Consider the following 24,670-nt stretch of genomic DNA (forward strand, 5'->3'; position numbering starts at 1 on the left):
GGACGTGGCCCGCCGGGCGCGGGCAAGGACGCGGGCAAGGGCGTGGGGGAGAGCATGGCGGGGTCCGAGCTGACCAACGTGCGGTCGCCGAGGGTCAAGGCGGCCCGGCGGCTCACCAAGCGGGCCTTCAGGGAGCAGGACCGTAGATTCCTGGCCGAAGGGCCGCAGGCGGTGCGCGAGGCGCTCAAGCTCGACGGCGTGGTCCTCGAGCTGTTCAGCACGGCCGAGGCCGAGCTGCGCCACCCCGAGCTGATCACCGAGGCCACTCTCAAGGGCGTCCCCGTGCACCGGGCCAGCGGCGAGGTCATGTCCGAGCTCTCCCAGACCGTGACCCCGCAGGGGCTGGTGGCGGTCTGCGGGCTCGTGCACGTCCCCCTGGAGCGGGCCCTGGAGGGCACGCCGCGCCTGGTGGCGATGCTCGCGCATGTGCGCGATCCGGGTAACGCCGGCACCGTCATGCGCGCCGCCGACGCCGCCGGGGCCGACACGGTGATCTTCACTGACGCCTCCGTCGACCCGTACAACGGCAAGTGCGTACGCGCCAGCGCGGGCAGTCTTTTCCATCTTCCCGTCGTCATCGGTGCTCCGGTGGGCGCCGCCGTGCGTCACCTCAAGGAGCGGGGGCTGCGCGTGCTGGCGGCCGACGGCACGGGCAAGCGCACGCTCGACGACGTCGATCTGTCCGGCCCCACCGCGTGGATCTTCGGAAACGAGGCCTGGGGTCTGCCGGAGCAGATCCTCGCCGAGGCGGACGACGTGGTCAGGGTGCCCATCTACGGACAGGCTGAAAGTCTCAACCTGGCCACCGCGGCGGCGGTGTGCCTTTACTCTTCCGCCAGGGCTCAGCGAGTGTCCTAGGCGGCGGGAAACCCGCTATTGTCGGCGATGTAGGCGGAGGAGGCGAGGTCGTGCACGGCGCAGACACCGACGGGCGCGTTGTGGCCGCCGCGTGCACGATAGCCATCGACGATCTCCCCGACGGCCTCATCGTGGCCGACCGGCATGGTTGCGTGGTCGCCGTCAACCGAGCCGCCGCGCGGCTCACCGGCATCGCCATGGAGCGCGCGGTCGGCCGGCACATGACCGACGTGTTCCCCTTCCGGGACCATGACGGGCGTGACTGGTGGAAGGCCCTCGACCTCGAGGGCGGGCTGCGTACGCGGAGCAGGGTGCCGGAGCGGCCGCTGCACCTGCCGGGCGGCCAGGAGCTCTACGTCACGGCCCGGTTCATCCGCGAGCCGGAGCGCGGCGGCGAGGTCGAGCGCATCACGATCACCCTCAGAGACGGCGGCGCCCGGGCCCGGCTGGAGCGCAGCCGGGCCGACCTGGTCTCCACGGTGGCCCACGAGCTGCGTTCGCCGCTGACGAGCGTCAAGGGGTTCACCGCGACCCTGCTGGCCAAGTGGACGCGCTTCACCGACGAGCAGAAGCGCGTGATGCTCGAGACCGTCAACAACGACGCCGACCGTGTCACACGGCTCATCACCGAGCTGCTCGACGTCTCCCGCATCGAGTCGGGGCGGCTGGAGGTGCGCCGCCAGGTCGTCGACCTTCCCGCCAGGGCGCGCAGGCTCATCGCCGGGCGGGTGGCGGCCGGCGAGGCCGAACACCGGTTCCGCCTGGTGGCCGGCGACCACCTGCCGGAGATGTGGCTCGACCAGGACAAGATCGACCAGATCCTGGGTAACCTGGTGGAAAACGCGCTGCGCCATGGGCGCGGCACTGTGACAATAGAGATCGAGTCCGTTGGATGGGGAGTTGCCGTGTCGGTGCGCGACGAGGGCGAGGGCATCGAGCCCGAGTTGGCTACGCGCGTCTTCAGGCAGTTCTGGCGCGGCGGAAACAGCCGCAGGCGCGGCGGCACCGGGCTCGGCCTGTTCATCGTGAAAGGCCTGGTCGAAGCGCACGGCGGCACGATCGCCGTGCAGCGGGCCCCCGAGGGCGGGGCGGAGTTCCGATTTACCGTGCCCACCGGCACGCCTGACTTCGCGACCCCGTAGCGAGCGATTCGGGCCCGGTGGGCGGGTCCCACTAGACTCATTTTCGCTCAAGCCCTGGATACGGAGCTCACTCTTGTCTGACTACGACCCCGTCGAGGTGACACCGTTGCATGCCGACGAGGTGTCCCGCATGGAGGCCGACGCCGTCGCGGCGATCAAGGCGGCCGACGACCTCGACGCACTCAAGCAGGCCAGGCTGGCGCACGCGGGTGACCGCTCGCCCATCGCCCTGGCCAACCGGGAGATCGGCGCCCTGCCGCCGGCCGCGCGCGCGGAGGCCGGCAAACGCGTCGGCGCCGCCCGAAAGGCGATCAACGAGGCGCTGGCCGCACGCCAGGCCGAGCTCGAGGCCGAGCGCGACGCGCGCGTGCTCGTCGAGGAGAGCGTCGACGTCACCCTGCCGTGGGACCGCCGGCCACGCGGCGCCCGCCACCCGCTCACCACGCTGCAGGAGCGCATCGCCGACGCGTTCGTCGCCATGGGCTACGAAGTGGCCGAAGGGCCCGAGCTCGAAGGCGAGTGGTTCAACTTCGACGCCCTCAACATCGCCAAGGACCATCCGGCGCGCTCCGACCACGACACGTTCTTCGTGGGCTCAACGGAGTCCGGCATGGTGCTGCGCACGCAGACCTCGCCGGTGCAGATCCGCGCGCTGCTGCAGCGCGAGCTGCCGGTCTACGTGATCTCACCGGGCAAGACGTTCCGCACCGACGAGCTCGACGCCACCCACACCCCCGTCTTCCACCAGACGGAAGGGCTGGCCGTCGACGAGGGCCTGACGATGGCCCACCTCAAGGGCACGCTCGACCGGTTCGCGGAGGTGATGTTCGGCAAGGGCATCTCGACCCGGTTCCGCCCCAACTACTTCCCGTTCACCGAGCCGTCCGCCGAGATGGACCTCAAGTGCTTCGTCTGCCGCGGCGCCTCGGCGATCCCGGGCAACCCGCCCTGCCGCACCTGCAAGTCGGAGGGCTGGATCGAGTGGGGCGGCTGCGGCATGGTCAACCCGCGCGTGCTCATCGCGTGCGGGGTCGATCCGTCGCGATACTCCGGGTTCGCGTTCGGCATGGGCATCGAGCGCACGCTGATGTTCCGCCACAACGCCGAGGACATGCGTGACATGGTCGAGGGAGACGTGCGCTTCACGCTCCCGTTCGGAATGGAGATCTGATGAAGGTCCCGCTTTCCTGGCTGCGGGAGTATGTCGATCTCCCGGCGGTCACCGCCCACGAGGTGGCCGACAAGCTCACGGCCGCCGGTCTGAAGCTCGAGTCGATCACCTCGCACGGCCACGACGTCAAGAACGTCGTGGTCGGCGAGGTGCTCGCCATCGAGGAGCTGACCGGTTTCAAGAAGCCGATCAGGCACTGCAAGGTCGAGACGGGCGAGGCGACGCCGCGCGAGATCGTCTGCGGCGCCACCAACTTCGCCGCCGGTGACCGGGTGCCCGTCGTGCTGCCCGGAGGGGTGCTGCCGGGCGGGTTCGAGGTCGGGGCGCGTAAGACCTACGGGCGCATGTCCGAGGGCATGATCTGCTCCGAGCGCGAGCTCGGGCTCGGTGACGACCACAACGGCATCATGGTGCTGCCGGCCGGCACCCCGATCGGCGGCGACGTGGTCGAGCTGCTCGGCCTGCGCGACGAGGTGATCGAGCTGGAGATCACCCCCGACATCGGCTACGCGCTGTCGATCAGGGGTGTGGCGCGCGAGGTGGCGACCGCGTTCGGCGTGGCCTTCCGCGACCCCGCGGACGTCGAGCCGCCCGCCGCGACGGGGCCGTCGTGGCCGGCCTCCATCGCCGACCCGACGGCGTGCGACCGGTTCGTGCTGCGCGAGGTGCGCGGCTTCGACCCGGCCGCGCAGACCCCGCTCCCGATGCGGGTACGCCTGGCACGTGCCGGCATGCGTCCCGTGTCGCTGGCCGTCGACATCACCAACTACCTGATGCTGGAGCTCGGCCAGCCGCTGCACGCGTTCGACCGGGGCAGGCTGAGCGGTGAGATCGTGGTACGCCGGGCCCGGCCCGGTGAGCGGCTGGAGACGCTCGACCACGTGGTGCGCGAGCTCGACCCCGACGACATCCTGATCACCGACCAGTCGGGGCCGATCTCGATGGCGGGCACGATGGGCGGCCTGGAGACCGAGATCTCCGACGGCTCGACCGACATCGTCATCGAGGCCGCTCACTTCTCCGCGACCGGCATCTCCCGCGAGTCCCGCAGGCACGGGCTCGTGTCGGAGGCGTCCAAGCGGTTCGAGCGCGGCGTCGACCGGGAGCTGCCGCTCGTCGCCTCGTGGCGGGCCGTGCAGTTGCTGGCCGAGCTGGGCGGCGCCACCGTGCAGCCCGGCGTCACGCACGCCGAGGTCGAGGTGTCGCCGGCGCGCATCGCGATCCCGGCGGGTCACCCCGGGGCCGTGGCCGGCACCACCTACTCCAAGGAGACCGTGGTCGCGAGGCTGCAGCAGGTCGGCTGCGTCGTCGTCGACGGTGACGACGCAGCCGTGCGCCAGGGCGGTGTCGACCCGACCGGGGTCGTGACCGGCGGCGAGCTGGCGGCCAAGCTGGCCATGACGGGCGACGACATGATCACGGTGACGCCGCCGTCGTGGCGGCCCGACCTCACCGACCCCAACGACCTGGCCGAAGAGGTCATCCGGCTGGAGGGCTACGAGAGCCTGCCCTCGGTGCTGCCCGCCGCCCCGGCCGGCGCCGGGCTCACCGAGGGTCAGCGGCTGCGCCGCCGGGTGGGCAGGGCACTGGCCGAGGGCGGCTACGTCGAGGTGCTCAGCTACCCGTTCGTCAGCGCCGCTGACTTCGACCACCTGCAGCTGCTCGCCGACGACGCGCGCCGCAACGCCATGCGGCTGGCCAACCCGCTGTCGGAGGACGAGCCGCTGATGCGCACGACGCTGCTGCCGGGGCTGCTCAAGACCCTGGTGCGCAACGTCGGGCGCGGGTTCGCCGACGTGGCTCTGTTCGAGAGCGGGCCGGTCTACCGGCCGCGCGAGGGAGCTCCCGAGGCGGCGCCGGCGCTCGGGGTGGAGCGCCGCCCGACGGCCGAGGAGCTCGCCTCGATCGAGGCGGCGCTGCCCGACCAGCCCTTGCGCGTCGCGGTCGTGCTGACCGGCGAGTTCGAGCGGTCCGGCTGGTGGGGCGCCGGCCGGCCGGCCACCTGGGCCGACGCGGTGCAGGCCGCCCGGCTGGTGGCGGCCGAGGCGCGGGCGGAGCTGTCCATCAGCGCCGACCAGCACGAGCCGTGGCACCCCGGCAGGTGCGCGGCGCTCTATCTCGGCGACACGCTGGTGGGCCACGCGGGCGAGCTGCACCCGCGGGTCATCGAGGCCTACGGCCTGCCGGCCCGCACGTCGGCGATGGAGCTGGAGCTGTCGCGGCTGGAGGCGGCCATGCCGGGCCCCGTCGAGACGCCTCCCGTCTCCGCCTATCCGGTGGCCACCCAGGACGTCGCGCTGATCGTTCCCGACTTCACGCCGGTGGCCGACGTCGAGGCGGCCCTGCGCGACGGCGCCGGTGAGCTGCTGGAGTCGATCCGGCTGTTCGACGTCTACGAAGGCGCGCAGGTGGGCGAGGGCAACAAGTCGCTCGCCTACTCGATGCGGTTCCGTGCGGCCGACCGGACCCTGACGGTCGAGGAGACCACGGCGGCGCGGGACGCGGCGGTGGCGATGGCGGCCGACCGCGTGGGTGCCCAGCTCCGCGGGTGATCGTTGGCAGAGGGCCGGTGCGGCGGGGCGCCGTGCCGGCCCTCTGTCCGGTTCCGCTCACGTCCAGCGTGGTGAGGTCGAGTGGGGGATCCCCGCCTGCGCGCAGAGTGCGGGATGCGATCATCAGGCTATGAGTGTGCTTCTGGTGTTCGGCGAGCGGGATGACGCCGAAGAGGTCGCCGAGACGCTGGGGGAGTGGTTTCCCTCGTCGGGGGTGCCGCGGGTGGTGCGGGAGACGCTGGCCGGGGAGGACGACGCCGAGGACGCCCAGTGGCTGGTCGTCGTCGAAGGCATGGACGACCGCTCGCTGGCCAGGGTGGATGAGCTGGTCGCGCGGTATGAGGGGTGGCGGGAGGCGGGTTGAGGCTCAGATGCGGTCGATGTCGTCGAGGTCGATGTCGAGGTCGAAGGGGATCGTGAGCTTGAGCCTGTCGTGGTGGATCCCGGTGAGGGCGTAGGACTGGGTGGCGGGGTCGAGCTCGTACACGTAGACGACCGCCTTGCCTGAATGGTTCTCTATACGCCAGAAGTTGGGGATGCCGGCACCTGCATAGAGTTGCGGTTTGCGCTGGCGGTCGCGCGTTCTGGACTCCGGTGAGACCACTTCCGCCACCAGCAGGACATCCCGCGCGTGATAGAAGGTCTGTTCGGCGTGCTCCTCGGCGCCGGCGGAGATGACACAGAGGTCCGGCTCGGGGCGCTGGTCCCTGTCGAGGATGACGCTCATCTCCCGGCGCACCCTGAGATCTGCCGGTGTCGCGCGGCGCACTTCGCTTTCGAGAAGCGAGGTGACACGCATGTGGAAGGAGGCTTGAGGGCTCACGAAGACCAAGCTTCCGTCAATCAACTCTGTGTGCGCAGGCAAATCCGGAATGTGATCAAGGTCTTCTGCGGTGAACCCCTCAGGAGGGGGGAAAACCCAGTCGGGCAGCGAGGACGACGTCATCTCGATCACCGCTTCGGCAGTCATGGCTTAACGCTACCAATCTAATGTGCTCACGCCAGGTGAATGGGCGCACACACCGCGTGCGGCTGCCCATCCGACGGATGGGCAGCCGGTCGGTGGTGAGGTCCGGCTCGCTGCGCGGGTGGGGGAGCGGCTGGTCAGGGGGTAGGTTCCGGGGTGGCCGCCTCCCTGCGGGCCTTCTCCGCCAGGGCGTGCTCGTCCGTACGGGCGTCGTACCCGCGGAACTTCGGCAGGGCGGCGGCGAGTCCCAGGACGGCGGCGACGCACAACACGCCGCCGGCCCCGAGCGAGAAGCGGGTGCCGCCGAGGTTGGCCATCAGGCCGGCCCTGGCGTTGCCCAGCATCGGGCCGCTGGCGTAGGAGAGCAGCTCGATGCCCGCGAGGCGGCCGCGCAGTTCGCGCGGGATGGTCTGGTTCCACATGGTCATCCGGAAGATGCCGCTGATCATGTCGGCGGCGCCCGCCAGGGCGATGCAGACGACGATGAGCCAGACGTTCGTGGCCAGGCCGGCCAGGGCCACCGCGGCGCCCCACAGCGCGGCGGCGATGATCACGCCGAGGCCGTGGCGTCGCACGTTGGCCGCCCACCCGCCGGTGAGCGAGGCGATCAGCGCGCCCACCGCGCCCGCGGAGTAGAGCAGCCCCAGCGCCTGGGGCGCGCCCAGCTCGTCGGCGAGGAACGGGAACAGCGCCGTCGCCATCGCGAACACCATCGCGGCGATGTCCACCAGGTACGTGCCCATCAGGTCGCTGCGCCCCACCGCGTAGCGCAACCCGTCGACCAGCGACGTCAGCGACGCGGGCGCGGCGTCCTCGGCCGGCGGCAACGACCGGATCCGCCACAGCAGCGGCAGCGACAGCACGAAGGTCAGCGTGTCGAGCCCGTACGCGACCGCCGAGCCGTAGGTGGTCACGAGCAGGCCGCCGAGCGCCGGGGCGGCGATGGCGCCGAAGTTCCAGCGCAGGCTGGTCAGCACCGCGGCCGCGCCCTGCTGCTCGTGCCTGACCACCTGCTGGAACACGGCTTCCATGCTGGGCCGTTGCAGGCAGGCGAGGCCGGTGGAGACGGCGCCGACCACGTACAGGACCCACACCTGGGGCGTGGGCAGCAGCGCGTTGGCCATGAGCGCGGCGGAGGTGACCAGCAGGCCGACTTCGCTCCACAGGATGATCGTGCGGCGGTCGTGCGCGTCGGCCATCGCCCCGCCCCACAGGCCGCACACCACCATCGGCACGAACTCCGCCAGGCTCACCAGCCCGACGGCGAGGTAGGAGCCGGTCAGTTCCTTCATCTGAAACGGGATCGCCACCATGGTGATGAACGTCCCGAACATCGTGATGACGCCGGAGACGAAGAGCAGGCGGTAGTCGCGGGAGTCGCGCAGCGGACTCACGTCGAGGGTGAGGTGGCGAAGAAGGCGTTTCACTGCGGCGAGCACGAGAGTGAATTGTCCGGGCGAACGTCCTGGCCGGGCAAACCGTTTTCCGCGGCACGCACGCGGCCGGGGTGCACGTTCTCCGGGGCACGGCGGGAGGCCCTCGGCGGAGCCGAGGGCCTCGGAGGCGCCGGGTCAGGCGGCGGGTGCCTGGTCGAGGAAGCCGAGCACCTTGCGGATCCGGCCGTCCTCCGCCAGTTCCACCACGTCGTAGCCGACCGCCACCGGCTCGCCGTCCGCCGGGCCCAGGTGCCAGGTGAACCTGGCGAGGTGGCGGTGCGCGTCGTACAGCTCGCCGGGTGTGAACACCATGCCGGGGAACATGCCCTGCGCGCCTTCGATCACGGCGGCGATCCCGGCGTGCCCCGCCACGTCGGCGAGCGGGTCGGTGTACGTGGCGTCCTCGGTCCACAGCTCGGCCACGGCCTCGGCGCGGGCCTGCGGGTCGGTCTCGTTCCAGGCGGCGATGTAGCGTTCCACGAGGGTCATGTCTTCTCCTTGGTCAGGTGGTGCGGGTCTTGCGCAGGCCGACGATCTGGAGCTCGGCGAACACGGCCACGAGCAGCGCCTGGGCGATGACCCAGACGGCGCCGGCGGTGGTGAGGTCCAGCGCGCCGGTGACGACGACGGCGATGCCGGCGAGGGTCCAGCCGATGTTCAGGGCGATGACCGCCCTGGTGGCGGCCGGGCTGATCGTGCGGCGCGGCGCTCGGCCGGCCAGCAGGCCGACCGCGGCGCCGTACACGAGGAGGAAGGCGCCGACACCGCGCAGCAGGGCCGCGTCAGGGCCGAGCAGAGCGCCTGCGGGTTCGGCGGCGGCCAGGTAGACCAGCCCGTTGCCGCCGGTGACGACGGCGTCGGCGGCCAGGACGAGACGCAGGAACCTCGTCCGGTCGGTGGTGACGGTCAGAGCGGTCATCTCAGCTCCTCCAGTGGGTCGGTGCGACACCTGAACGATGTCAGCCACGGGATAGGGGCCGCGATTACGCGCGAGGTAAGCGGGCACGCGAGCGGGCTCCGTGGAGGCGGTACGACCTGCGGAGACTCCGTCTCTGTGAGGACCGTCACGTCGGCGCCGGACGTGATCGGAAAGCGCCCGGACGCCCCCGGAGGAGGGCGGCCGGGCGGGCCGGTCAGGTTCCCAGGATCTCCCTGCGCAGGCGGGTCTTGAGGATCTTGCCGCCGGGGTTGCGGGGCAGCTCGCCGTCGCGGAACCACACGTGCACCGGGATTTTGAACGTGGCGATCCGGCCGGTCAGGAACGCCCGCAGCTCCTCCGCCGTGGCCGAGGCGCCCGGCGCCAGGCGGACGACCGCGCCGACCTCCTCGCCCAGCTCGTCGTGCGGCACGCCGATCACGGCCACGTCGTCCACCGCCGGATGTTCGAACATGGCCGCCTCCACCTCGGCGCAGTAGACGTTCTCGCCGCCCCTGATCACCATGTCCTTGGCCCGGTCGACGATGTAGACGAAACCCTCCTCGTCGATCCTGGCCAGGTCGCCGGTGTGCAGCCAGCCGTCGATGAACGTCTGCGCCGTCGCCTCCGGCTTGTTCCAGTAGCCCAGGATGACGTTGGGACCGCGGACGCAGAGCTCGCCCACCTCGCCGGGCGGCAGCTCGCCGCCCGCGGGGTCGACCACCCGCACGTCGACGACGGGCAGCGGCCGGCCGATGCTGTCGGGCCTGGCCTGGTAGTCGGCGCCGCCGTTGCCGATGGCCAGGGCGCTCGTCTCGGTCATGCCGTAGCCGTTGGAGGGCGCGCGGTCGGGCAGGTTCTCGCCGATGCGCTCCAGCAGCCTGGGCGGTGCGGGGGCGCCGCCGTAGCCGAGGCTGGTCAGGGACGACAGGTCGTACGCGCCGAAGTCGGGGTGGGACATCAGCTGCCAGGCGTTCGTCGGCACCCCGATCATCCCGGTGATCTTCTCCCGCTCGATCAGGGCCAGGGCCTTGCCGGGGTCCCACTTGTACATGAGCACGAGGCCGCCGCCGCTGAACATGGAGGTGGTCAGGGCCGAGAAGGAGCCGGTGACGTGGAAGAGCGGAACCGTCAGCAGGGTGACCCGGCGGACGCCCGCCGAGGCGGCGGGGTCCTTGCCGGCCATGGCGAGCGCGCGCATGTGCCCGTACCCGACCGTCATGGGGGACTGGCCCAGGTTGCGGTGGCTGCCCAGGGCGCCCTTGGGGCTGCCCGTGGTGCCGGAGGTGTAGAAGATCGTGGCCGGGTCCTCGGGGGACAGCTCGACGTCGGGCAGCTCGACGCCGGCGGCGACCTCGCCGAGCACCTCCGCGAACGCGCGTGCCCCTTCCGGCGCCTCGCCCCTGGTGACGATCATCGGCACGCCGGTCGAGGCCAGCCTGGCGGCGCGCTCGCCGTCCGCGATCAGCACCTTGGCGCCGGAGTCGCGTACGCCGTAGGCCAGCTCGGCCTCCGTCCACCAGGCGTTCAGCGGTACGGCGACGGCTCCGGCCGCCAGCGCCGCGGAGAACGAGACCACCCACTCCGGGTAGTTGCGCATGGCCACCGCCACCCGGTCGCCCTTGCGCACGCCGTAATCGTCGACGAGGCGGTGGGCGAGGGTGGCGGCGCGGCGGAAGTGCTCCTCGAACGTCATGTGCTCGTCCTCGTAGACGAGGAAGTCCTTCTCGCCGTGGAGCCTGCTCGTCCGCAGGAGTGCGCGGAAGTGGCCTGGAGCGTGTTTCCAGGTGCGGATCCCGGTGTCGCCGATCTCCTCGATCTCGAACAGCTGGCCGGGGCCGGTGAGCTGGTCCTGGGCCTGGGCGTGCGAAAGAGACATGCGCAGAACTCCCGCAGTGGACGATTATTCCGGAAAACACAGTACCGACCGGTAGGTACGTCACGCTAGACCAGGAAAAATAGGCAGATCGGGGGTTTCCGCGGCGGCCCGATCGGGGAAGGCTGCCTGATGCCGTGGTGGCCGGGCATGGGAGTGCGGCGCCTCCGGATGATGAAAGTTTCACATTCAAGCCGATAGTTTCTGGCTCCCAGCTGCCCTTATACGTCGGGCTCGGGCTCGGCGTTGACCGCGTGGGTGCATCTCCATACCGTCTCCGGTGCGATCCTGTCCGGGTCGAAAACTTTCGGGACCGAGTGCCTGCCTCCGGAGGTAGATGTCCGTGCGTTCGTCCTCGCTCATCAGAGCCCTCACCCTGCTGGGGATGCTTCTGACCTTCCTCCTCCCCGTCACCTCGGCCGAAGCGTCCGCCCCCCTGCGGACGCACGCGCAGAGCCGGGGCAAGTTCATCGGTGCGGCGCTCGCCACCAGCCCGCTGTCCAACGAGACCGCGTACCGCACCATCGCGGCCACCGAGTTCAACCAGATCACCGCTGAGAACGTGATGAAGTGGGACACCACCGAGCCCAACCAGGGCCAGTTCAACTTCTCCGGCGCCGACGCCATCGTCAACTTCGCCACGCAGAACAACCAGCAGGTCCACGGCCACACGCTCGTCTGGCACAACCAGACGCCCGGATGGGTGCAGGGCCTCGGCGCCGGCGCCATGCGTGACGCGATGGAGAACCACATCGCCCAGGTCGTCGGGCGCTACGCCGACAACCCCGCGGTGGTCTCGTGGGACGTGGTGAACGAGATCTTCGAGGACAACGGCAGCTGGCGCTCGTCGTTCTGGTACAACAGGCTCGGCGAGAGCTTCGTCGCCGACGCCTTCAGGGCCGCGCGCGAGGCCGACCCCGACGCCCGGCTGTGCATCAACGACTACAACGTCGAGGGCATCAACGCCAAGAGCACCGCGATGTACAACCTCGTCCGGTCGCTGCGCCAGCAGGGCGTGCCCGTCGACTGCGTCGGCTTCCAGGGCCACCTCGCCATCCAGTACGGCTTCCCGAACGACCTGCAGCAGAACATGGAGCGCTTCGCCGCCCTCGGCGTCCAGGTGCGCATCACCGAGCTGGACATCCGCATGCAGATGCCCAGAAACTCCTCCAAGGACGCCACCCAGGCGACCTACTACCGCAACGCCGTCAACGCCTGCCTGGCCGTCAGCGCCTGCGCGGGCGTGACGATCTGGGGCTTCACCGACAAGCACTCGTGGGTGCCGGACACGTTCCAGGGGGAGGGCGCGGCGCTCATCTACGACGAGAACTACCAGAAGAAGCCCGCCTACGACGCCGTGCACGACGCGCTCGACGACGGCTCGAGCAACGACGACACCACGGCCCCGAGCACGCCCGGCACGCCGTCGTCGAGCAACGTCACCGCCAACTCCGCCAGGCTGACGTGGACCGCCTCGACCGACAGCGGGGGCAGCGGGCTGGCCGGCTACAACGTCTACCGCGAGCAGGGAGCCAGCGACACGCAACTCGGCACGACCACCACCAACTCCATCACCCTGACCGGGCTGAGCCCCGAGACCGAGTACGTGGTGTACGTGCGGGCGCGCGACGGCGCCGGCAACCTGTCCGGCAACTCGTCCACGACCACGTTCACCACGGCCGAGGGCGGCAGCGGAGGGGGCGGCTGCACCGCCGCCGGCACCGTGCAGACCCAGTGGGGCAACGGGTACGTCGTGCAGCCGGTGACCGTCACCAACACCGGCACGTCGGGCATCTCCGGCTGGACCGTCACCTTCACCCTGCCGTCCGGGCACACGCTGGCCGGCTCGTGGAACGCCGCCGTGACCGTCAGCGGGCAGACCGTCACCGCCAGGAACGCCGGCTACAACGGCACCCTGGCGCCGAACGCCAGCACCAGCTTCGGCTTCCAGGTCACCCGTCCGAACGGGAACACGCAGACGCCGTCCGGCTACACCTGCGCCTGACGGCCACGGCGATCCCCCGGGGAGGCCCCCGGGGGATCGCCGCCGCCGTGCCGCCGCCGTGCCGGAGCCGGGGCGGTCAGGGTTCCAGGGTGACGCCTTCGCGCCGGAGGTCCTCGATGATGCCGTCGACGAGCTTCGTCGCGGCCGTGTGGTGGAGGCGGCCGCCGTCGCGCAGCTCGCGGACGGCGGGTACGGGGTCGGGGTCGGCGAACAGCCGCTCGTCGGCGTGATCCGCGGGGCGGCCGGTCGGGTCGAGCGTCCACCAGGAGGCCTCGAGAGCGATGCCGTTGGGGTCGCTGAAGTAGATCGAGCGCAGGAAGCCGTGGTCGATGACGTCGGTGACCTCGCAGCCGTGCGCCTTGAGCCGGTCGCGCATCCGGTTGAGCGCGTCCTCGTCCGGCAGGTGCAGGGACAGGTGGTCGAACTGCGCCGCCCTGGCGTACGGCACGCCGGCGGGTTTGGCGAAGCTGTCGATGGGCTGGTCGGTGTATTCGAAGAAGGCGACGGTGTTGCCCGGCCCCACCTCGAAGAAGTAGTGCCTGAACGCGGGGACGGCGAGGGTGGCGACCAGCCGGGCATCGAGCACGCCGTGCCAGAAGCGCACGGTGGCGTCCATGTCCGCGGTCACCAGGGCGAGGTGGTGCACGCCGCGCCAGTGCACCGTTGCGGGGGTCGCAGCCATGCGACAACCGTACGCCTTTCAACCATCCCTGTTGGGCCAGAATATCCTTTCGGTGGCGCTCGTCACGGGGCGGTGGCGCAGTGTTCGCCGCTGCCGCCGGCGTAGCTGAGGCACGCCTCGTCGCCGCTGACGAGCGGCGTCACGGGCCGGAACTCTCCTTCGATCGCCTCGCCGAGGTCCTGCGTGGAGACGGAGCCGGAGGCGGGGGAGCCGTTGACGGTGAAGGACAGGCCCACGGGAGCCGTCGCGTTGTTGATCTTGAACCAGAGGCGGAAGTCGCCGGGCGCCCCGCGAACCTCCTGGCAGACGGGCGTGTCCGGCAGGCAGACCAGCACCGACGAGGGGGAGGGCGGCGCGGCCAGCGCGGCCGCGGGAGAGAACGTCGCGGCGAGGGCGAGCATCCCGGCCGCCGTGGCCGCCGTGACCCCGAGGGCTCGCGGGAGGCGGGGGTTCGGACGCGAACTGGCCTGCGAGGGCATGAAAGCTCCGTTCTCAGCCGAATGGTGACATTTATGTCTAACGTTCAGTCAGACTTTCGGCAAGAGGTCAGGCCCCCCGCAGGCCGGATCGTACGCCCGGCGGACCTCAGCCCTTCACCGAGCCGGCGAAGCTGAACGAGCCGGCCAGATACTTGTTCACCGCCACGTAGAGGATCACCGCCGGGGCCGTGTAGAGGATGGAGAACGCGGCCAGCTGGCCGTAGGCGACCTGCCCGTACTGGGAGAAGAAGGTGTAGATGGTCACCGCGGCCGGCTGCTTCTCCGGCGTGTCCATCAGCACGAACGGGGCGAAGAAGTTGCCCCACTGCCCGACGAACACGAAGATCGCCACCACCGCGATGCCCGGCGCCATGAGCGGGCCCACCACGGTCGTCAGCGACCGCATCCAGCCGGCGCCGTCCACCCATGCCGCCTCCTCCAGGCTCACCGGCACCCCGTCCATGAAGTTCTTCATCATCCAGATCGAGAACGGCAGCGAGCTGGCCGTCAGGAACAGCACCATCGCCGGCACGGAGCCGTACAGGTTGAAGCGGAAGAACATCGCGTAGACCGGCACCAGGACCGCCGTCATCGGCAGGCCGGTGGTGAACAGCAGCGTCAGCATGAAGTGCCGGCGGTAGCGGAGCTGGTAGCGGGAGAGCGGGTAGGCGGCCAGGCCGGCGACGAGCACGGTCAGGATCGCCGTGGACCCCGAGATCACGATGGAGTTGATCAACGGGAGGATCAGCGTCTCCCACGTCAGCACCGCCGTGAAGTTGTCCAGCGAGAAGTTCAGGGTCGGCTGAGCGGCGAGGGTCGCCTCCGGCTGGACCGACGAGATCACCACCCACAGGAACGGGCCGAGGAAGGCCAGGCAGATGATGAGGAGCGACAACCCCGCCGCTCCGCGGGCCGCGAGCCTGGTCACGCGTCCTCCACTTTGATCAGGCGCAGGTAGATCAGCGAGAACAGGGCGCCGATCACCAGCATGACGAGGGCGATCGCGGAGCCGTAGCCGATCTCGAAGTAGCGGAACGCCTGCTCGTACATGTAGAGCGGCGTGGTCTGGCTGGCCGTGCCCGGCCCGCCTCCGGTGAGGGCGTAGATGAGACCGAAGCTCGCCAGGGTCTGCAGGGTGATCAGCATGAGGTTGGCCATGATGGATCTGCGGATCAAGGGCAGGGTGATGTGCAGCAGGCGGCGGCCCGGGCCCGCTCCGTCCACGGCGGCGGCCTCCACCAGGTCCTTCGGCACCTCGGAGAGGGCAGCCGAGTACACCAGCATGGAGAACGCGGTGCCGCGCCAGACGTTGGCCAGGATTACCGCCAGCATCGGGGCCGTGTAGAGCCACTCCTGGGAGATGCCGAGCACCGAGTTGAGCGTGCCCTCCTCGGCCAGGAACGAGAACCAGCAGGCCGCCGCCACCACCTCGGGCACCACCCAGGCGGCGATGACGACGCCGTTGACGGCGCTGCGCGTCACCCGGCCGCGCCCGCGCTGGAGCAGGGCGATGATCAGCCCCAGGGTGTTCTGGCCGATGACGGCCGACCCGATCACGAAGACGAACGTGAGGACGAACGAGTTGATGAAGTTCGGGTCGTTGAAGAGCCTGGTGAAGTTGGCCACGCCGACGAACTCGGAGTTGACCGAGGCCGAGCCGGTGAGCGTCTCGTTGGTGAAGGCGACGTAGACGCTCCACAGGATGGGGCCGGCGAGGAAGAGCGCCAGCAGGACGATGGCCGGCCCCAGGGGGAGCAGCCAGCGCAGCACCCCGCGCCGCGACGAGCCGCCGGGGGGCGTGCTCGTCACGGGCGGGGCCGGCGCCGTGGCGACCGTCATTTGGCCAGCACCTTGTCGGGGCCGCCCACGGCGGTGGGCAGCGCCTTCGCGTAGGCGGCGGTGGCCTCCTCAGGAGTCCGCGCGCCCGTGGTCACGGACTCCAGGGCCTCCTGGATCTGCGCCGACACCTTCGGGTACTCCTCGAACGCCGGCCGGTAGTGGGTCACCGAGGCCAGCTCGGTGAAGAACTTCACGCTCGGGTTGTCGCCCGTGTACTTCGGGTCGGCCGCGACGTCCTTGCGGGGGGCCAGGTCACCCGAGCCCAGCGCGTACGTCAGCGAGTTCTCCTTGTTGGTGGCCACCGCGATGAAGTCCCACGCCTCCTGCTTGTTCTTGGCGTAGGAGCTCATCGCCATCACCCAGCCGCCCGACATGCTGACCGCGCTCGGCTCCTCGCCGTTCTGCGTCGGCATGGCCGTCCAGCCCATCTTGTCCTTCCACTCCGCCCACGGCTTGGTGCTGGTCGGCTTCCACGCCGAGGCGGTCCACGCGCCGTCGAGCGCGATGCCCAGCTTGGCGTTGGGGAACCACTCGTAGTTCACCTTGTCGGCCAGCTTGGCGTTGTGCGCGTCGGCCTGCTTGGGCCCGAGCTCCTCGCGGTAGATGGTGTTGACGAACGTCAGCGCGTCGGTGAACTGCTTGCCGCCGGCCACCCACTTCTTCTGCGCCTCGTCGTAGAGGGTGCCGCCGGGCGTGCCGTACAGGAGCATCTCGAAGCCCTGCATGGTCGACGCCTCACCGTGGATCTTCGTCGAGTACATGGTGAAGGGCAGGACGCCGGGCAGCTTCTGCTTGATCGTGCGGGCGGCCGTCAGGACGTCGTTCCAGGTCTTCGGCTCCCACGGGACGGGCAGGCCGGCCTTGGCGAAGACGTCCTTGTGGTACCAGAGGCCGCGCGTGTCGGTGCTGATCGGGACGCCGTAGATCTTGCCGTCGCCACCCTTGGCGGCCTGCTTGACCGAGTCGGGGAACTGCTCGCTCCAGTCGGGCCACTTGGCCAGGTAGTCGTCCAGGGACGCCAGCTTGCCCGCCGCGACGTCGGCGTTCACCTGGAACGTGTCGTGCAGGTAGACGTCGGGAGCCGAGTCAGGAGACCGGTTGAGCAGGGCCAGCTTGGTGTAGTAGGCCTCGTTGTTGCCCTGGACGGGCGTGAGTTTGATGGTGACGCCGGCGTGAGCGGCTTCGTACTGCTTCTTGGCGTCCGTGAGCATCTTCTCCAGATGCGGCCACGTCGGCTCGACCTTGTAGAGGACCTCGAGTTCCTTGCTGCCGGAGGCGTTCTGCTCGGTGTCGGCGCCACAGGCGGCCACGGCTGTCAGCAGCAGGAGGGAACCGGCCAGCATACGTCTCATCACGGGCTCCCGGTGGTTCTTGGGTTGCCAGGGAAGTTTCCTTGGGGTTGCCGAGAAGCTAAATCTATTTGATTTACAAAGTCAACAGTTTGTGTGATATTGGCGACATGCAGCTGGGCACGAACCTGCCCAAGGTGGGGAGCTACAACCGCGCCGTGGTGCTGGAGGCGATCCAGGCCTCCGACGGGATCAGCCGCGTCCAGATCGCGGCCCGCACCAGGTTGACGGCGCAGACCGTGTCGGTGATCGTCCGCCGGTTGCTGGAGGAGGGGCTGGTCATCGAGGACGGCTCCACACCGTCCAACGGGGGCAAGCCGCGCACGATCCTGCGGGTCGACCCGGGCGCCGGCTACGCCATCGGCGTGCACTTCGACCCCGGGGAGATCTCCTGCGTGCTCGCCGACCTGGCCGGGCGGCCGGTCGCGCGGTTGCGCCAGCCGGTGCGGCCGGGACGCCGGCCGGACGCCGTGGTGCGGCAGATGGCCAGGGCCGCGCGGCGCATCCTCAGGGAGGCGGGGGTCGCCGACGGCAAGGTGCTGGGGGTGGGCCTGGCCTGCCCCGGGCCGCTGGACGGCGACGGCGTGATGATGTCGCCGCCGCGGCTGCCCGGCTGGGACCAGGTGCCGATCAAGAGCCTGCTGGAGGAGCACACCCGCTTTCCCGTCACCGTCGACAACGACGCGACCGCCGCGGCGATCGGGGAGCGGTGGGCCGGAACGGCGCGGTCCACGCCCAGCTTCGCCTACCTCTACCTGGGAACGGGCATCGGGGGCGGGATCTTCCTCGACAACCAGGTCTATCGCGGGCGGTCGCTCAACGCCGCCGAGTTCGGCCATATGACGGTCGAACCGGACGGCCCCGAGTGCTACTGCGGCAACCGGGGATGCGTCGAGGCCGTCTGCTGCCCGAGCGCCATCGAGGCGGCGCTGGGCAACGGGTCCGACCACGCCGCCATCTGCGCGGCGGCCGCGCGCGGCGAGCCCGAGGCCCGCGCCGTGATCGAACGCGTGGCCGGGCGGCTGGCCGACGCCGCCGTGAGCGTCGTGAACATGCTCGACATCGACCTGCTCGTGCTCGGCGGGCCCGCGCTCAGGGAGGTGGGCGGGATCTACCGCGAGGTGGTCGCGGCGGCCGTGTCGAGCAGGTCGCTGGCCAGGCGGCTGCACGCGGTCCAGGTGGAGACCTCGCCGATCGCGGCGGACGCCGCCGCGATCGGCGCGGCCTCGCTGGTCTTCCACGCCACCTACGCGCCCCGCCTGGGGGCGCTGCTCAGCGGCTGAGCGGGCCGCCCGGCCCTCGCCGGGCGGCCCTGACCTGATCACTCGGCCTGATCACGCGCGCTTGAGTCGCAAGGTCACCAGCTCGAACGGGCGCAGCGTCAGCGGCACCGGGCCGTCGTGGCGCCGCGGCTCGGCCGTGGGACGCTCCAGCAGGTCCGTCTCGACCACCTGCGCCACAGGGAAGCCCGGCGTCAGCGTGGCCCGCGCCCGGCCGCCCCTCGACTCGTGGAAGCGCACGATCACGTCGCCGCTCTCGTCGTCGGCCAGCTTGACGGCGGTCACCACCACCGCGTCGTCGTCCACCGTCACCAGCGGTGCCACCTCGGCGTCGCCGGGCACGCGGCGCTCGGGCAGGTTGACGACATAGCCCTCGCGGACCGCGTCGCCGATCGTGGCGCCCGGCACCAGCGCGTGGCGGAAGCGGTGCACCCCCTGGTCGGTCTCCGGGTCGGGGAAGCGGGGGGCGCGCAGCAGCGAGACGCGTACGGTCGTCGTCGTGCCCGCGTCACCGGCGGTGCGGGTGACGTCGTGGCCGTAGGTCGAGTCGTTGACGAGCGCGACGCCCCAGCCCGGCTCCTCCACGTGCACGAAGCGGTGGTTGCAGGCCTCGAACTTGGCCGCCTCCCAGCTCGTGTTGGTGTGCGTGGCGCGGAAGACGTGGCCGTACTGGCTCTCGGAGGCGTACCGGTCGGCGTGCACGTCCAGCGGGAAGGCCAGCTTCAGGAACTTCTCCGTCTCGTGCCAGTCGACCTCGGTGTCGATGTCGAGCCGCCGGCCGGACAGCGTGAAGACCTGCGTCACGCTCGACGAGCCGAAGGAGCGGCGGACACGGACCGAGCCGTCCGCCAAGCTCACCTCGTCGGCCTCGGTCAGGTCGGTGCCCGTGTTGCGGTAGAACTCGTCGACGTCCCAGGCGTCCCACTTGTTGGGGAAGTCGGGGTGCAGTTGCAGCAGCCCGGCCACCTGGCCCGGGGCGACCGTCTCCCGGTCGGCGGCCACGTCGTGGACCGACACGATCAGGCCGCGGGCGTCGACCTCCACCCTCAGCAGGCCGTTGTCCAGCACGTAACCGCCGCCGTCGCGCTCGCCCGCGGAGGTCCGCACGCCGGCCTCCGGCCGTGCCGCGCCGCCCGCGGGGACGCCGCGGCGGGCGTGCGGGGCGCCGTTGAAGACGAGCGTGCCGCCGGAGGCGTCGCCGGCCAGCGCGCGCTGCGCGGTGTCGATGACGGCGTTCAGCTCCTCCGCGACCAGTTCGTACGTCCTGCGCGCCTCCCGGTGCACCCACGCGATCGACGAGCCGGGCAGGATGTCGTGGAACTGGTGCAGCAGCACCGTCTTCCAGATTCGGTCGAGCTGCGCGTACGGGTAGGGCGCACCGGCGCGCACGGCCGCGGTCGCCGCCCAGAGCTCGGCCTCCCGCAGCAGGTGCTCGCTGCGGCGGTTGCCCTGCTTCGTCTTGGCCTGGCTGGTCAGGGTCGCCCGGTGCAGCTCCAGGTAGAGCTCGCCGGCCCAGACCGGCGGGTGGGGATATTCCGCCTCCGCCTTGGCGAAGAAGGCGGCCGGCGTCTCCCACGTGACGGCGGGCGAACCCTCCAGGTCGCGTACCCGGGCGGCCTTGGCGACCATCTCGCGCGTCGTGCCGCCGCCTCCGTCGCCCCAGCCGGTCGGCGCGAGCGAGTGCCGGGCGACGCCCTTGTCCTTGAAGTTGCGGGCCGCGTGGGCCAGCTCGCCGCCCGTCATCGAGCAGTTGTAGGTGTCGACGGGCGGGAAGTGCGTGAAGATCCGGGTGCCGTCGAGGCCCTCCCACAGGAACGTGTGGTGCGGGAACGTGTTCGTCTGGCTCCACGAGATCTTCTGCGTGAGCAGCCGCTTCGACCCGGCCGCCTTGATGATCTGCGGCAGCCCGGCCGCGAAGCCGAACGTGTCGGGCAGCCACACCTCCTCGTTGTCGACGCCGAACTCGTCGATGAAGAAACGTTTGCCGTGCACGAACTGCCGGGCCATCGCCTCCGAGCCGGGCATGTTCGTGTCGGACTCCACCCACATGCCGCCCGCCGGGACGAACCGGCCGGAGGCCACCGCCTTGGTCACCTTCGCCCAGACCTCGGGCCGGTGCTCCTTGATCCATGCCCACTGCTGCGCCTGCGACATGGCGAACACGAAGTCCGGCTCGTCCTCCAGGAGCGCCGTCATGTTGGACGCGGTGCGGGCCACCTTGCGCACGGTCTCGCGCAGCGGCCACAACCAGGCCGAGTCGATGTGGGCGTGGCCGACGGCGCTGACGCGGTGCGCCGACGGCACGGCGGGGGCCGACAGCACGCCGGTCAGCTCGGCCCTGGCGGCGGCGGCCGTGCCGTTGACGTCCTGGAGTTCCACGGCGTCCAGCGCCCGGTTGACGGCCCGCAGCACCTCGTAGCGGCGGGCGCCGTCGACGGGCAGCTCGTGCATCAGCTCGCCGAGCACCTCCAGGTCCATCACGAGCTGCCACACGGTCTCGTCGAAGACGGCCAGGTCCATGCGGGTCAGCCGGTAGAGGGGGTCGTTCCCGGCCGTCTCCTTGTCGCCGAGCCGGGTCGGCTGGAACGGGTGGCGGCCGAGGATGACGGGGTTGGAGGCGGCCTCGACGTGCAGGCGCACCCGCTCGCCGCCCTTGACGGGGGCGCCGACGCGGACCCACTGGTTGCGCGGGTTGAGCCCCTTCACCGGGGTGCCGTCGGGGAGGTAGACCAGGCCCTCGCACTGGAAACCGGGCATGTCCTCGTCGAAGCCCAGGTCGAGCAGGGCTTCGACGGTCCGGCCCGCCCACCGCTCCGGCACCGTGCCGGTGACGGTGAACCAGCTGGTGCCCCACGGCGCGCCCCACGCGTCGCCCACTGCGATCGGCTCAGGCGTCGCGGCCAGCCCTTCGGCGACCGGTACGGGCTCGTCCGGCGCATGCCAGACGGCCACCTCCAGCGGCACCGAATCGGGGTAAAGGGCGGGGCGGATCCGCTCGTTGAGCACACGCTTCAGGCGGGCTTCGACCAGGTCGCGGTCGTCGTGCATCAGGGACTCCTTACACAAAAAGGGGGAATGTCAGCCTTTGATGGCGCCTTCCTCCACGCCCCTGAAGAAGAAGCGCTGGAGTGTCGCGAAGACGATCACGATCGGCAGGAAGGAGATCATCGTGCCTGCCGCGATCAACCGCGGGTTGGCGCTGAACGTGCCGTTCAAATACTGCAGGCCGACCGTGAGAGTGTAGTTGGCGGGGTCGGTCAGGACGATGAGCGGCCACAGGAAGTCGTCCCAGGCCCCGATGAACGCGAAGATCGTGACCACGCTGAGCATGCCGCGCACGTTCGGCAGCCCGATGTGGCGCAGCCGCTGCCACGCCGTCGCCCCGTCGATGATCGCGGCTTCGTCCATCTCCCGGGGGATCGCCTGAAACGCTGTACGCATCAACAGCACGTTAAGCATCCCGATCGCGCCCGGCAACGCCACCCCGAGCAGGGTGTCGGCCAGACCGAGCGAGCGGACGGTGACGTACTGCGAGACGATCGTCACCTCGCCGGGCAGCACGAGCGTCGCCAGGAACAGCCCGAGCAGCAGCTTCGCGCCCCTGAAGCGGAGCTTGGCCAGGGCGAACCCGGCGATCGTGGCGCCCACGGCGTTGCCCGCGACCACGATGGCGGCCACGACCAGTGAGTTGGCCGCGTACGACCACACGGGGACGGTCTCGGCCACCTCGGCGTAGTTGGCGAGCGTCGGCTGCTGGGGCAGGAAGCTCGGCGTCCGGGTGTAGATGTCCTCCTGGACGCTCTTGAGCGAGGTGGACAGCTGCCACAGGAACGGCGAGACGGTCAGGGCGAGCACGAGCAGGAGCAGGACGTAACGCAGCGCCTTCTCGCGGGCGGAGACGGTGTTGATGTCAGGCCGCCTTCCTGTTGAGCCGCAGCAGCAGGAGCATCGGCCCGATGGTGATGACGAGCAGCACCAGGCTGAGCGCGGAGGCGTAGCCGAGGTGGCCGGTGAAGCCGCGGCTGTAGAGCTGGATGAGCATCACGAGCGACATGTCCCTGCCGCCGGGGCCGCCGGTGCCGTTCGACAGCACGTACAGCTCGGAGAACACGCGCAGCGCCGAGACCGACACCAGCACGGAGATCAGCAACATCGTGTTGCGCACGCCGGGCACCGTGACGCTCCAGAAGCGCCGCACCGGGCCCGCGCCGTCCACGGCAGCGGCCTCGTGCAGCTCGCGCCGGACGTTGCCGAGCGCCGACAGGTAGATGATCATGTAGTAGCCCAGCCCCTTCCAGACGGTCAGGCTGATCGCGCTGAACAGCAGCAGCCACCGGTCGGTCAGGAACGGCACCGGCGCGGCGATCACGCCCAGCCACTGCGCGAAGCCGTTCACCAGCCCGCGGTCGTCGAGCAACCAGCCCCAGATCAGCGCGACCACCACGGCCGAGGCGACCACCGGGGTGTAGAAGGCGGTGCGGAAGAACATGATGCCGGGCAGCTTCTTCTCCACCAGGATCGCGATCAGCAGCGGCAGCAGCGTGAGCAGCGGCAGGCACACCAGCATGTAGACGATGCTGTTGACCAGCGCGTCGGCGAGTTGGTCGTCGTCCAGGGCGCGGCCGAAGTTGGCCAGGCCGGTGAAGTGGCCGCCGCCGAGCGGCTTGGCGTCGGTGAACGCCAGGACCAGCGTGTTGATCGACGGGAAGACGGAGAAGACGCACAACCAGACCGCGGCGGGCGCCACCAGCAGCCACGGCGTGAACCAGCGGTGGTGGGTCATCAGCTCTTGAGCAGCTCGTCGCACTTGGCCACGGCGGCGTCCAGCGCCTCCTCGGAGGTGGCCTCACCGCTGATCGCAAGCGCGAACTGCTGCCGGACGAACTTCTTCATCGCCTCGGTGACCTGGACCGGCTCGAGCACCTTGGCCTTGGCGAGCGAGGTGAACGCGATCACCTTGGCGTCGCCCGAGCGGGTGCCGTCGCTCTTGCTGAAGAACGGGTCGTCCGCCGAGGCCTTGGTGCTGGGGAAGATGTTGACCAGATGGGCGAAGGCGGCCTGGTTCTCGGCGTTGGTCACCCAGCGGGCCAGGGCGAGCGCGGCCGGGGCGTTCCCCGTACGCTTGGAGATCGAAAGGCCCTGCACGTAGAGCGGCGGAGTGCCGATCGCGGGCGACGGCACCACCTTGGGCGCGAGCGTCGGATTGTCGGTGGCCAGGCTCGTGATGAAGTTGCCGCCGGCGGTCGTCCAGGCGACCGTGCCCTCGGTGAACAGCTTGGCGTTGCCGGCGTAGGTGTCGGTGAGCACGTCGCGCGGCAGCAGCCCTTCCTTGTACGCCTCGCGATACCGGTCCAGCAGCGCGACCGCCTGCGGGGTGTTGAAGGCGAAGCGGGTCCCGTCGGGCGTCATCATGGGGACGCCCGCGTTGGCCAGGTCGCCCAGCTCCGGCTTGCGGCTCATCAGATAGACCTTGCCGCCCGACTTCTCCTTCACCGTCCTGGCCTGGGCGATGAGCTCGTCGAGGCTCGCCGGCGGCTTCTCCGGGTCCAGGCCGTTCTCGGTGAGCAGCTCCGCGTTCCAGTAGTTGACGTCGGTGTTGAGGTACCACGGGAAGCCGTACGTGCCCTGGACGCCGGGGTAGCGGTAGGCCTCCAGGCCACCGGGGACGTAGACGTCGGCCAGCTTCTGGTCGGCCTGCTGGTCGGCCTGCTGATCGGCTGGGCCGACGTCCAGCAGCACGCCCTGCTTGACCAGCGGAAAGGCGAAGTCGGGCGGCAGGTTGACGACGTCGGGCAGCGAGCCGCCGGCCGCCTGGGTGAGCACCTTCTCCGAGTAACCTTCGGCGGGCTGGTCCAGCCACTCGACCTCGGTGCCCGGGTACTCCTTCTCGAAGCCGTCGATGACGCCCTGCACGTAGTCGGTGAACTTCGGCTTGAGCGCCCAGGTCTGCAGGCTGACCTTGCCCTTCACCTCGCCGGTGGCGCCCGTGACCGGCGCGGCCTGGTCCGGTTCGGCGCCACCCAGCCCGCATCCCGCGATCGTGACGGCCAGCACGGCCAGTCCTGCCCAGTACCTTCGCATGGCGCTCTCCTTCGTGGCCGGCGGGTACTAAACCGCT

Annotated in this window: 21 protein-coding genes; 7 read left to right on the plus strand and 14 right to left on the minus strand. The window is 70.4% G+C overall.

From position 1 onward, the window contains the following. Positions 1–54: 54 nt before the first annotated feature. From ACTWPV_RS28630 to ACTWPV_RS28650, 5 genes are all read left to right on the plus strand, one after another. Positions 55–858: a TrmH family RNA methyltransferase gene (locus ACTWPV_RS28630; protein ID WP_443154161.1), complete on the plus strand. Its 804-nt coding sequence runs from the start codon at positions 55–57 to the stop codon at positions 856–858. Positions 859–908: 50 nt separating this feature from the next. Beyond that, positions 909–2,000 carry an ATP-binding protein gene (locus ACTWPV_RS28635; RefSeq protein ID WP_443154162.1) on the plus strand — a complete coding sequence of 364 codons (1,092 nt, stop codon included), beginning with the start codon at positions 909–911 and terminating at the stop codon, positions 1,998–2,000. Between the two features lie 130 nt (positions 2,001–2,130). Then, complete coding sequence (gene pheS, locus ACTWPV_RS28640; RefSeq protein WP_443154214.1) at positions 2,131–3,171, plus strand: phenylalanine--tRNA ligase subunit alpha; 1,041 nt, start codon at positions 2,131–2,133, stop codon at positions 3,169–3,171. Beyond that, entirely contained in the window at positions 3,171–5,723 is a 2,553-nt protein-coding gene (locus ACTWPV_RS28645) for a phenylalanine--tRNA ligase subunit beta (RefSeq protein WP_443154163.1), read from the plus strand. Before pheS ends, ACTWPV_RS28645 begins: the two co-directional genes overlap by 1 nt. A 130-nt stretch (positions 5,724–5,853) precedes the next feature. Continuing rightward, positions 5,854–6,087 carry a hypothetical protein gene (locus ACTWPV_RS28650; protein ID WP_347648897.1) on the plus strand — a complete coding sequence of 78 codons (234 nt, stop codon included), beginning with the start codon at positions 5,854–5,856 and terminating at the stop codon, positions 6,085–6,087. Between the two features lie 3 nt (positions 6,088–6,090). On the opposite strand, the gene ACTWPV_RS28655 is transcribed toward ACTWPV_RS28650, so the two are convergent. The 5 genes from ACTWPV_RS28655 to ACTWPV_RS28675 all read right to left on the minus strand — a co-directional run bounded on the left by ACTWPV_RS28655 (position 6,091) and on the right by ACTWPV_RS28675 (position 10,921). Next, positions 6,091–6,693, minus strand: coding sequence for a Uma2 family endonuclease (locus tag ACTWPV_RS28655; RefSeq protein ID WP_347648896.1), 603 nt, complete (start codon positions 6,691–6,693; stop codon positions 6,091–6,093). A gap of 134 nt (positions 6,694–6,827) precedes the next feature. Beyond that, positions 6,828–8,117, minus strand: a complete 1,290-nt coding sequence (locus ACTWPV_RS28660; protein WP_443154164.1) for an MFS transporter — start codon at positions 8,115–8,117, stop codon at positions 6,828–6,830. A gap of 144 nt (positions 8,118–8,261) precedes the next feature. Next, positions 8,262–8,615, minus strand: coding sequence for a nuclear transport factor 2 family protein (locus tag ACTWPV_RS28665; RefSeq protein WP_347648894.1), 354 nt, complete (start codon positions 8,613–8,615; stop codon positions 8,262–8,264). A gap of 13 nt (positions 8,616–8,628) precedes the next feature. Beyond that, positions 8,629–9,045, minus strand: coding sequence for a hypothetical protein (locus tag ACTWPV_RS28670; RefSeq protein WP_347648893.1), 417 nt, complete (start codon positions 9,043–9,045; stop codon positions 8,629–8,631). A 214-nt stretch (positions 9,046–9,259) separates the two neighbouring features. Next, on the minus strand, positions 9,260–10,921 hold the full coding sequence (locus ACTWPV_RS28675; protein ID WP_443154165.1) for a class I adenylate-forming enzyme family protein: 1,662 nt from the start codon (positions 10,919–10,921) through the stop codon (positions 9,260–9,262). 334 nt (positions 10,922–11,255) lie between these two features. Here ACTWPV_RS28675 and ACTWPV_RS28680 point away from each other — a divergent pair, with 334 nt between their 5' ends. Continuing rightward, a complete protein-coding gene (locus ACTWPV_RS28680) occupies positions 11,256–12,923 on the plus strand; it encodes an endo-1,4-beta-xylanase (RefSeq protein ID WP_443154166.1) in 1,668 nt (555 codons plus the stop codon). Positions 12,924–12,999: 76 nt separating this feature from the next. Here ACTWPV_RS28680 and ACTWPV_RS28685 read toward each other — a convergent pair whose 3' ends face one another. The 5 genes from ACTWPV_RS28685 to ACTWPV_RS28705 form a co-directional block, all read right to left on the minus strand. Then, positions 13,000–13,605, minus strand: coding sequence for a VOC family protein (locus ACTWPV_RS28685; protein ID WP_347648890.1), 606 nt, complete (start codon positions 13,603–13,605; stop codon positions 13,000–13,002). A 62-nt stretch (positions 13,606–13,667) separates the two neighbouring features. Continuing rightward, positions 13,668–14,084 carry a hypothetical protein gene (locus ACTWPV_RS28690; RefSeq protein ID WP_347648889.1) on the minus strand — a complete coding sequence of 139 codons (417 nt, stop codon included), beginning with the start codon at positions 14,082–14,084 and terminating at the stop codon, positions 13,668–13,670. 106 nt (positions 14,085–14,190) lie between these two features. Further along, positions 14,191–15,012 carry a carbohydrate ABC transporter permease gene (locus ACTWPV_RS28695; protein WP_347648888.1) on the minus strand — a complete coding sequence of 274 codons (822 nt, stop codon included), beginning with the start codon at positions 15,010–15,012 and terminating at the stop codon, positions 14,191–14,193. Continuing rightward, positions 15,009–15,923: a carbohydrate ABC transporter permease gene (locus ACTWPV_RS28700; protein WP_347648887.1), complete on the minus strand. Its 915-nt coding sequence runs from the start codon at positions 15,921–15,923 to the stop codon at positions 15,009–15,011. Before ACTWPV_RS28700 ends, ACTWPV_RS28695 begins: the two co-directional genes overlap by 4 nt. Then, a complete protein-coding gene (locus ACTWPV_RS28705) occupies positions 15,920–17,275 on the minus strand; it encodes an extracellular solute-binding protein (RefSeq protein ID WP_443154167.1) in 1,356 nt (451 codons plus the stop codon). The genes ACTWPV_RS28700 and ACTWPV_RS28705 overlap by 4 nt, the downstream gene beginning before the upstream one ends. Before the next feature lie 107 nt (positions 17,276–17,382). On the opposite strand from ACTWPV_RS28705, the gene ACTWPV_RS28710 reads away from it, so the two are divergent. Beyond that, the gene (locus tag ACTWPV_RS28710) at positions 17,383–18,555 is read left to right on the plus strand and encodes an ROK family transcriptional regulator (protein ID WP_347648885.1); all 1,173 of its coding nucleotides are present in this window, start codon (positions 17,383–17,385) and stop codon (positions 18,553–18,555) included. Positions 18,556–18,606: 51 nt separating this feature from the next. Here the strand turns inward: ACTWPV_RS28710 and ACTWPV_RS28715 are convergent, their stop codons facing one another. From ACTWPV_RS28715 to ACTWPV_RS28730, 4 genes are read right to left on the minus strand one after another with little or no spacing between them, the layout of a single operon-like run. Beyond that, positions 18,607–21,600: an alpha-mannosidase gene (locus ACTWPV_RS28715; protein WP_443154168.1), complete on the minus strand. Its 2,994-nt coding sequence runs from the start codon at positions 21,598–21,600 to the stop codon at positions 18,607–18,609. A 30-nt stretch (positions 21,601–21,630) separates the two neighbouring features. After that, positions 21,631–22,407 carry a carbohydrate ABC transporter permease gene (locus tag ACTWPV_RS28720; RefSeq protein ID WP_443154169.1) on the minus strand — a complete coding sequence of 259 codons (777 nt, stop codon included), beginning with the start codon at positions 22,405–22,407 and terminating at the stop codon, positions 21,631–21,633. Between the two features lie 55 nt (positions 22,408–22,462). After that, complete coding sequence (locus ACTWPV_RS28725) at positions 22,463–23,335, minus strand: carbohydrate ABC transporter permease (protein WP_347648882.1); 873 nt, start codon at positions 23,333–23,335, stop codon at positions 22,463–22,465. Beyond that, complete coding sequence (locus ACTWPV_RS28730; RefSeq protein WP_443154170.1) at positions 23,335–24,633, minus strand: ABC transporter substrate-binding protein; 1,299 nt, start codon at positions 24,631–24,633, stop codon at positions 23,335–23,337. The genes ACTWPV_RS28725 and ACTWPV_RS28730 overlap by 1 nt, the downstream gene beginning before the upstream one ends. Positions 24,634–24,670: the final 37 nt, after the last annotated feature.

It is taken from the genome of Nonomuraea sp. KM88 (assembly GCF_052245635.1).
GTDB lineage: Bacteria > Actinomycetota > Actinomycetes > Streptosporangiales > Streptosporangiaceae > Nonomuraea.

Bases quoted from the DNA above. Each gene is read 5' to 3' on its own strand.
- ACTWPV_RS28630 (WP_443154161.1), top strand. From the start codon at position 55: ATGGCGGGGTCCGAGCTGACCAACGTGCGGTCGCCGAGGGTCAAGGCG.
- pheS (WP_443154214.1), top strand. From the start codon at position 2,131: ATGGAGGCCGACGCCGTCGCGGCGATCAAGGCGGCCGACGACCTCGAC.
- ACTWPV_RS28645 (WP_443154163.1), top strand. From the start codon at position 3,171: ATGAAGGTCCCGCTTTCCTGGCTGCGGGAGTATGTCGATCTCCCGGCG.
- ACTWPV_RS28650 (WP_347648897.1), top strand. From the start codon at position 5,854: ATGAGTGTGCTTCTGGTGTTCGGCGAGCGGGATGACGCCGAAGAGGTC.
- ACTWPV_RS28655 (WP_347648896.1), bottom strand. From the start codon at position 6,693: ATGACTGCCGAAGCGGTGATCGAGATGACGTCGTCCTCGCTGCCCGAC.
- ACTWPV_RS28665 (WP_347648894.1), bottom strand. From the start codon at position 8,615: ATGACCCTCGTGGAACGCTACATCGCCGCCTGGAACGAGACCGACCCG.
- ACTWPV_RS28670 (WP_347648893.1), bottom strand. From the start codon at position 9,045: ATGACCGCTCTGACCGTCACCACCGACCGGACGAGGTTCCTGCGTCTC.
- ACTWPV_RS28675 (WP_443154165.1), bottom strand. From the start codon at position 10,921: ATGTCTCTTTCGCACGCCCAGGCCCAGGACCAGCTCACCGGCCCCGGC.
- ACTWPV_RS28680 (WP_443154166.1), top strand. From the start codon at position 11,256: ATGTCCGTGCGTTCGTCCTCGCTCATCAGAGCCCTCACCCTGCTGGGG.
- ACTWPV_RS28685 (WP_347648890.1), bottom strand. From the start codon at position 13,605: ATGGCTGCGACCCCCGCAACGGTGCACTGGCGCGGCGTGCACCACCTC.
- ACTWPV_RS28690 (WP_347648889.1), bottom strand. From the start codon at position 14,084: ATGCCCTCGCAGGCCAGTTCGCGTCCGAACCCCCGCCTCCCGCGAGCC.
- ACTWPV_RS28700 (WP_347648887.1), bottom strand. From the start codon at position 15,923: ATGACGGTCGCCACGGCGCCGGCCCCGCCCGTGACGAGCACGCCCCCC.
- ACTWPV_RS28705 (WP_443154167.1), bottom strand. From the start codon at position 17,275: ATGAGACGTATGCTGGCCGGTTCCCTCCTGCTGCTGACAGCCGTGGCC.
- ACTWPV_RS28710 (WP_347648885.1), top strand. From the start codon at position 17,383: ATGCAGCTGGGCACGAACCTGCCCAAGGTGGGGAGCTACAACCGCGCC.
- ACTWPV_RS28715 (WP_443154168.1), bottom strand. From the start codon at position 21,600: ATGCACGACGACCGCGACCTGGTCGAAGCCCGCCTGAAGCGTGTGCTC.
- ACTWPV_RS28725 (WP_347648882.1), bottom strand. From the start codon at position 23,335: ATGACCCACCACCGCTGGTTCACGCCGTGGCTGCTGGTGGCGCCCGCC.
- ACTWPV_RS28730 (WP_443154170.1), bottom strand. From the start codon at position 24,633: ATGCGAAGGTACTGGGCAGGACTGGCCGTGCTGGCCGTCACGATCGCG.